A 6445-nucleotide genomic window follows, 5' to 3' on the forward strand; every position below is an offset into this window, starting at 1 on the left:
TTTATTGTTAACGCCTCTACCGTACGGGTAATCGGCATAGTTAACTCACAAAATTCAGTCGTGTGGCCGATGTTTTTGCGGGATACATAATCGAATCTTTTATCTCATATTTATATTCAGAGCCAAAATCAGGAAACGGATAATTATTTGTGTCATGCCATTTCTGAACTGTTTGGGCCGCTTTCTTTTTAAGCTCGTCATCAACTGTGCTCAGTTTTCCGGCAAATTGATACTGGGTGGAAAAGGCCAACTGTACGCCGACTTTCTCTATCTGCTGCATCACCATAAACAGCACGTCTTCTTGGATAGCCATGAATTCGTCATGATCACGACACTTAATATAGGCAAGCACATTAACCAAAATAGCATACTCTCCCACCCCCATGAACCGAGCTCGAAGTGGCTCCTCCTCTAGCTGGGGATGTTGTAGTAACACCCTCCGGATATTGACCACCAGCAGTTTCAACTGCTCTCCGGTTAGCTCGGCTCTTACCCGAAAAGTGTGCTCCATTCGACGCTTATCACGACGCTCGAGATTGTCAATTTCCATATTCGCAAATTCTGAATTAGGGATAGTAATCAATGAGCGCTCCAGTGTTCTGATCCGGGTCGAGCGCAAGCCGATACTCTCTATCGTACCGAGCTTATCACCGTAACGGCACAGCTCGCCAATTTTTATTCCTCCGTCAGCGTAGAGCGTTAACCCATTAATCACATTCTCCAATACAGGCCGTATCGCCAGGGCTACGGCCAAACCACCCACACCGAGACCAGCCAAAATAGGAGAAATTGAGAACCCCATAAACTCAACAACATATATTGCCAATGTTGCTATCGTAAGGCCGCCAAAAATCCGCGCAAGCACTCTGATTAACGATGAGTCAACATGCTTCCCATCATGTTTATTGCTAGCGTATACCGTAGCAAAATAATTAAACAGCGCCATGATGAACCAGGCAACAAAGATGAACTGCCAGATAAGGAATGCAGTCGAGAGGAATTGATAAACCCCTCCGGTTATCCAAATACCATCATCAATAACTCGTCGGGTAACCAAGACAATTAAACCAGCCACAACTAACGATAGCAGCGTACCAACCTGCCAACGCTGCCCCCGCCCCTCCCAGCGGTTGTTCCAGCACCGCCCCGTAATAAAGCTCAGCTTGATAAGTATCTTGCACACCAAAAAAACTAATAGCAGAGCAATCCATTGCCAAAGAGGTAGAGAGCCATAAAGCTTGGTCAGCTCAGGCGGGCCGGAATAAACCAGGCTCTTAGAAAACAATGGGCCAGGACCTATCAGAAAATCATAGTAATAGTCTTTTCGAGCCTCATCTCTATAGGGAATAGGCTGCACCTTTCGATACCAACGATGCAGTTGCTGTACCGAGGTGGCGGCAAATACAAATTGCCCCTGCTTGTCACCATTTTCTACCCGTGTGATGGCTATGTCCGACTGGCCAAAACGCCAAAATAGACGGTCACCGATCTGATGGTTATCGGGCGTACTCTCTATAACAGACAGCTCGAACCGGTCCAAAATTTCGCGCAACAGCAAAATACGCTCCATCACAACGACGGTACGATTCCGATTGGTGACCAATGACATATCCATTGTCCTTATTGCCTGAGCAATGGCATGCTGAGCTTCTGGGGTCTCAAGTGTTTCACCTTGCCAATGAGCAATAACGATATCTGATGCCAGCAAAAAACTGTCGAGTGTTGCTTTAGGACTTGATGTATCGGCCAAGGTAAAGGCGGTAGACGCGGAAACGTGCAAACCAAAAGTCATCAAATAGAAAACAAATAGGTGCTTTAATTTAGCGCTGATTTTCATATCCAATACTGTATAAAGGTAAACATTAAAAAAGCGCTCATCTGAGCGCTTTAATAGCGAGGGTTATTAATTCAAATGCTTGTCAAAAAACATCCGGATTTCCCTCAAAGCATCATCAGATTCTGGAAAATCATAATTTAAGCCCCGCACGTAATCACCGTGCGACTGCCCATCATATATATGAAGATCGGTTTCAATATTAGCGGTTCTCAATACCCTGTGCATGCGAACGGTATCACTGAGCAATAAGTCACGAGTGCCTGAAATAAAAATCGTTGGCGGAAAATCCTTAATTTCAGCATAAACTGGCGACAACAGTGGGTGTGCCAAATCAGCGCCATTTGAATAGAGAGCAAATGTTCCATCAATTACCCCTTCTCGAGCACCGAGTGGATCAAGCCCTTGTAACGTATGCCAAGTATCAGAGGTATATTTTAGATCCGTTGCCGGTGTGCCGGCAAACAATACACCAGGTGTTGGCAAACCTTGTTGCTGTAGTTTCAGCGTAGTGGTAAGCGTTAAGTTACCACCCGCAGAAGAGCCAAAAAGAGCCGTTGCATTAGGGGATTGCGTTTTGATCAGCTCTTTCCATACTGCTACGGTATCTTCCAGTGCAGCAGGGTACGGATGCAAGGGTGGCTGGCGGTAATCGATTGAAATCACTTCAACACCAAGACCATTTGCAATCCATGCAGCTTCGCCTAGACCAGCTTCGCCACCACCGAAAACAAAGGCTCCACCATGGATATGAACAAAGCGCACTCCTTCAAACTCGGGTGAAACGTTCTTAGGCATTACAAGAAAAGTGTCTACCCCGCCGATGCTTTTCTTTTCAAACGTTACCCCGTGTTTCTTCATACCCAATCGAGTAACCTCGCTCATCGCGGCATCAAATTGCGTCTGCAGTGCAATCCACTCCTCCGTCGTTTGAGGCGATGAAACCGATTTGGCGGGCTGTTTGCTTTCAACAAACTTCGCAAACTCTTCAGACACGCCTACCGGGTTCGGTATTAAGCGCTCCGGAAGGGCTGTATTGGCTGATGCAATAGATGCTGAAATACTCAGGGCCAATGCAGTAATAAATGTTCCTACAGCTTTTGCTTTCATAAAGACTCCAAAGTTTATATGCAATAAAAGCCATCCTTGGCGCTTTGAAGTCATTATTTAGTACATTGCTAAAGTCATCTACGAATTAGAGAAATTCAATTGTGAACGGTATTTAAGCTTTCTTCACAAACTTCGCGGTCACTATCATCTCACCGGCACCATCGACTTTGCAGTCCAGTTGATGTTCTTTTCCTTCGACTATTCGTCGGATAACGGCTTTTGTTCCGATTTTAAGTACCAGAGAACTACCTTTCACCTTCAGATCCACATTGAGGGCAAGGAGGAAGAGACATACAACACTACTTATTTCAATTGGTTTGCTGTGTATGGTACATAGGTATCTTATAACTTAGCGAGTATATTCCACCCACTAACTCGCCGTTAAGATCGGTATTAACGCCCTTAATCTGGCGGTTTACCTGTGTGTGGAATGGTCTGCGGACAAGATTAAATAATCCGTTATTGGTTTTTTATGACACCTCAAGTACTTAATATCCGCAATGTACGTCACATCATGACCATCCTTGAGATTGGCAATAAACCCTTCATGACCTGCAGCCGCTTGCTCGTGCATGAAATCAACCAATGTTTGTATCCTAGATATCATGGTCTCAACCAAACAAACTCGATCTTCATGTGATAAACCATAAGCATCGCAAAATAATCTTGCGCGCATTGTTTGCTCCGTTAAGTCACCCAACGAATCTCCGGAATGTGTTTTGAAAGGTGCCCAGCAGTATACAGCGTATGCAACATCCCAAACTCTTGGAGCGGGGTGTGCAGTGTCGAAATCAAAGACCCCCACCACCTTACTACCATTCAGTGCCACATTATAAGGTGCATAATCACCATGGCAGACAACTTCACGGGGCTCACGGTTCGGTAACAGCCATCTCAAAGTTCCGAATTGATCACTTTGTACAAATGATGCTGTCGCATCGTGATAATCACGTAACAGTTCTGCGGCGGTGCAAAGCGCTTCCGTGGTGGCAATAGCACCGACCAAAGGATAGTTATACACATCACCCGTAACATAGGACAGGATCTCATTGCCTTCAGTATCAAACCCCAATGCCCTGGGAGCCGAGTCGAACTTCTCTTTTTTTAAATGAATAAGTAGCTGGTGAACAGAATAAGACCAGAATCCGCTTGGCCGATAGACCTTATCCTCTAGCCGATGTACCATCGAGTGCAACGCATCGCCTTTATTCCCTTGTTCGGTCATTTATTACGTTCTCATTTTTGACACTGTCCTCTGATCCCTTCACGATGCAGCTGACGTGTGTAAATCGTCACCTTTATTTGCTTGTCCAGTTCAGGAGTCCAAATGCATGTGAATCAAAGCTACGGTTTCACCGTTGAGAGATGTCCTCTCTTCAATTGCATAGGGCACAAACCCCAATCTGGTATAGAGCAAAAGAGCATGGGTATTGAAGCCGAAAACAGATATATGAGGTATAGCGTCGTATGACTCCTCACACAATTCTGACAAATATTGGATGAGCTTTTTACCTATACCTTGTCCTTTGTAGTTATCACCAACAATAATATTGCCAATAAACGCACTTTCACCCGGTACGACATTGTAAATGTTGCCAAAGGCTGCCACACAACCTTCTACACTACATATGGTTAAATTGAGCCTGGTCTCTGCTATTTCTGAAAGCTGCTCCTCATCCCAAGGGTACGAACCACTTGGACATATAGTGTAAAGCTCTTCGGCTGAGTTAACTAAACGTCCGATCTGTTGATAATGCTCTTTTTCTGCATTCAATAACTCCATTTACTGCTCCTCGAATAAACAGTCCTGATAGATGACTTGATACGAATTACTTTGTTACTTTACCAACAGGTTGCTTTTTTATACGACAATTTATCTTTCTATAAATCAGTCAACAGAGTAATAGTAAAACAGCAGATAACGCACACTCAGTCCAAAATCAAACCAGCGTTATTGCAACACATAATCCAACTTCAAATAGCATGCGTTAACTGCTTGGCTGTAATTGACATGCTCAAACAATTTAGTGCACAACTCTATTTACGAAATCAATCTCGTACTTCAATTCACCATACGTTCTCTCGTTGTCAATAATTGTCCCCCTTGTCGGTGTGATGCGCAATACAATTGAATTGGGGTTTTCTTCATCACCATGCTCAGTGAACCAATCAAACACCGTCTTAAACTTTGATCTTATTTCTGCGTTGTGTTCGTCTTTGACCCAGCCTAAATTCTCTGCCTTACCTTGAAAAGAATACCAATCTAACCCTCCTATAGAGACCTCATTGTTCTTCTCAATTTGCCTCATCTTATCTGTTGTCGCATCTGTAGACACATAAAACACCCCGTCTTCATAATAAGCGCACACCATTCGCACAGCAGGCGTTGGACTGCCAACAGCATTACCAGTTAGTGAGATAGTCGCGAGCGCCATAATTACCTCTTTACCATTACCGCAACGCTCTTCCATCAGTTTTATTGCATCTTCATATTTACTCATTACTATTCCCTTAATTGATAGTACACATTGTTTTATTGCTTTTTCATAGAACGAACTAGACATCTAGATTTTTAGATGAATTGAACGAAAACATTCGCACTTCATCTCGGGGAAACCACCCCATATTCAGATAAAATTGTTGTGCATTTACATTACAACTATGAACAAACAGATGGGTTTTCGATATTCCGATACGACTCAAAGCAGACACAACACTCTCAACTAATTGGCGTCCTATGCCTTGTGATTGATGACTTGGTGAAACAGTAAGGTGCTGTAAATAGCCTCTTCGACCATCGGTCCCGACAAGAACAGCCCCGACAATTTTATCATTATCGCTAGCAACAAAGCTCAGTCCCTGATTACGTTTTAAGTACGCTGTTATATTTTCCTCTGAATCAGCGTCACGGAGAGTCATGCCTTCTGATTGTGTCCACAGATTGAGGACACCTCGATAATCTGAGATGTCCATTTCTCGAATTATTACCACTCATTTCTCCAAATTTTTCCAATCTTATTAATAAAACCGATTTCCTGAAGCCATCTTTCAGGATACCAATGATTAAGATGCACTTGTGTTGTAAAATACTATAGCCAGCAAAATAAAAATAATGATAACAAGCCCCAAAAAGCTGATTTTAAACCTAGTGTCTTCGCTAATAGGTGAACGAGGGTAATGCCCAAAAGTCACTACAGCTATGATTACTCGCCCTGTTTGAAAACAGGATGCTTCAATTTACCATTGCTCCAACATAAATCTCACAAACGAAAGAAGCTGCCTTAATATCCCAGAAATAAACTCATCCATTATTTTCCCTTGTATCTGCAACAGGTGAGCCCACCGGTCCAGTAAAGCGCACTTAACGCCATACCCTCAGGAATCCCCACAAAAATTCCTTATTGCTCAATAAGTAGACACGCACCTTGCCTTCTGATCTAATGAATTCACCACAAAAACAAAAAGAAGAAAACAAGATGCGTGATATTCAGATACTACACG

At 43.4% G+C, this 6445-nt stretch carries 6 protein-coding genes and 1 pseudogene; all 7 read right to left on the reverse strand.

Annotated features, from left to right (window positions below):
- Positions 1-40: 40 nt before the first annotated feature.
- The 7 genes and pseudogenes from C9J03_RS24260 to C9J03_RS24290 all read right to left on the reverse strand — a co-directional run bounded on the left by C9J03_RS24260 (position 41) and on the right by C9J03_RS24290 (position 5935).
- Complete coding sequence (locus C9J03_RS24260) at positions 41-1837, reverse strand: mechanosensitive ion channel family protein (protein ID WP_082060609.1); 1797 nt, start codon at positions 1835-1837, stop codon at positions 41-43.
- 66 nt (positions 1838-1903) lie between these two features.
- Positions 1904-2944: an alpha/beta hydrolase fold domain-containing protein gene (locus tag C9J03_RS24265; RefSeq protein ID WP_052829762.1), complete on the reverse strand. Its 1041-nt coding sequence runs from the start codon at positions 2942-2944 to the stop codon at positions 1904-1906.
- Positions 2945-3056: 112 nt separating this feature from the next.
- Positions 3057-3224 (reverse strand): annotated as a pseudogene (locus C9J03_RS24270) (PhnA domain-containing protein); the annotation flags it as partial.
- Between the two features lie 135 nt (positions 3225-3359).
- Positions 3360-4169 carry a phosphotransferase enzyme family protein gene (locus C9J03_RS24275; protein WP_044623257.1) on the reverse strand — a complete coding sequence of 270 codons (810 nt, stop codon included), beginning with the start codon at positions 4167-4169 and terminating at the stop codon, positions 3360-3362.
- 90 nt (positions 4170-4259) lie between these two features.
- Positions 4260-4727, reverse strand: coding sequence for a GNAT family N-acetyltransferase (locus C9J03_RS24280; RefSeq protein WP_044623256.1), 468 nt, complete (start codon positions 4725-4727; stop codon positions 4260-4262).
- A 241-nt stretch (positions 4728-4968) separates the two neighbouring features.
- On the reverse strand, positions 4969-5445 hold the full coding sequence (locus C9J03_RS24285; RefSeq protein WP_044623255.1) for a pyridoxamine 5'-phosphate oxidase family protein: 477 nt from the start codon (positions 5443-5445) through the stop codon (positions 4969-4971).
- Positions 5446-5500: 55 nt separating this feature from the next.
- A complete protein-coding gene (locus C9J03_RS24290; protein WP_044623254.1) occupies positions 5501-5935 on the reverse strand; it encodes a GNAT family N-acetyltransferase in 435 nt (144 codons plus the stop codon).
- Between the last annotated feature and the right edge of the window lie 510 nt (positions 5936-6445).

Origin of the sequence: Photobacterium gaetbulicola, from assembly GCF_003025515.1 — a bacterium.
Classification (GTDB): domain Bacteria; phylum Pseudomonadota; class Gammaproteobacteria; order Enterobacterales; family Vibrionaceae; genus Photobacterium; species Photobacterium gaetbulicola.

Excerpts from the sequence above, each read along its gene's own strand:
- C9J03_RS24260 (WP_082060609.1), bottom strand. The coding sequence starts at position 1,837 with ATGAAAATCAGCGCTAAATTAAAGCACCTATTTGTTTTCTATTTGATG.
- C9J03_RS24265 (WP_052829762.1), bottom strand. The coding sequence starts at position 2,944 with ATGAAAGCAAAAGCTGTAGGAACATTTATTACTGCATTGGCCCTGAGT.
- C9J03_RS24275 (WP_044623257.1), bottom strand. The coding sequence starts at position 4,169 with ATGACCGAACAAGGGAATAAAGGCGATGCGTTGCACTCGATGGTACAT.
- C9J03_RS24280 (WP_044623256.1), bottom strand. The coding sequence starts at position 4,727 with ATGGAGTTATTGAATGCAGAAAAAGAGCATTATCAACAGATCGGACGT.
- C9J03_RS24285 (WP_044623255.1), bottom strand. The coding sequence starts at position 5,445 with ATGAGTAAATATGAAGATGCAATAAAACTGATGGAAGAGCGTTGCGGT.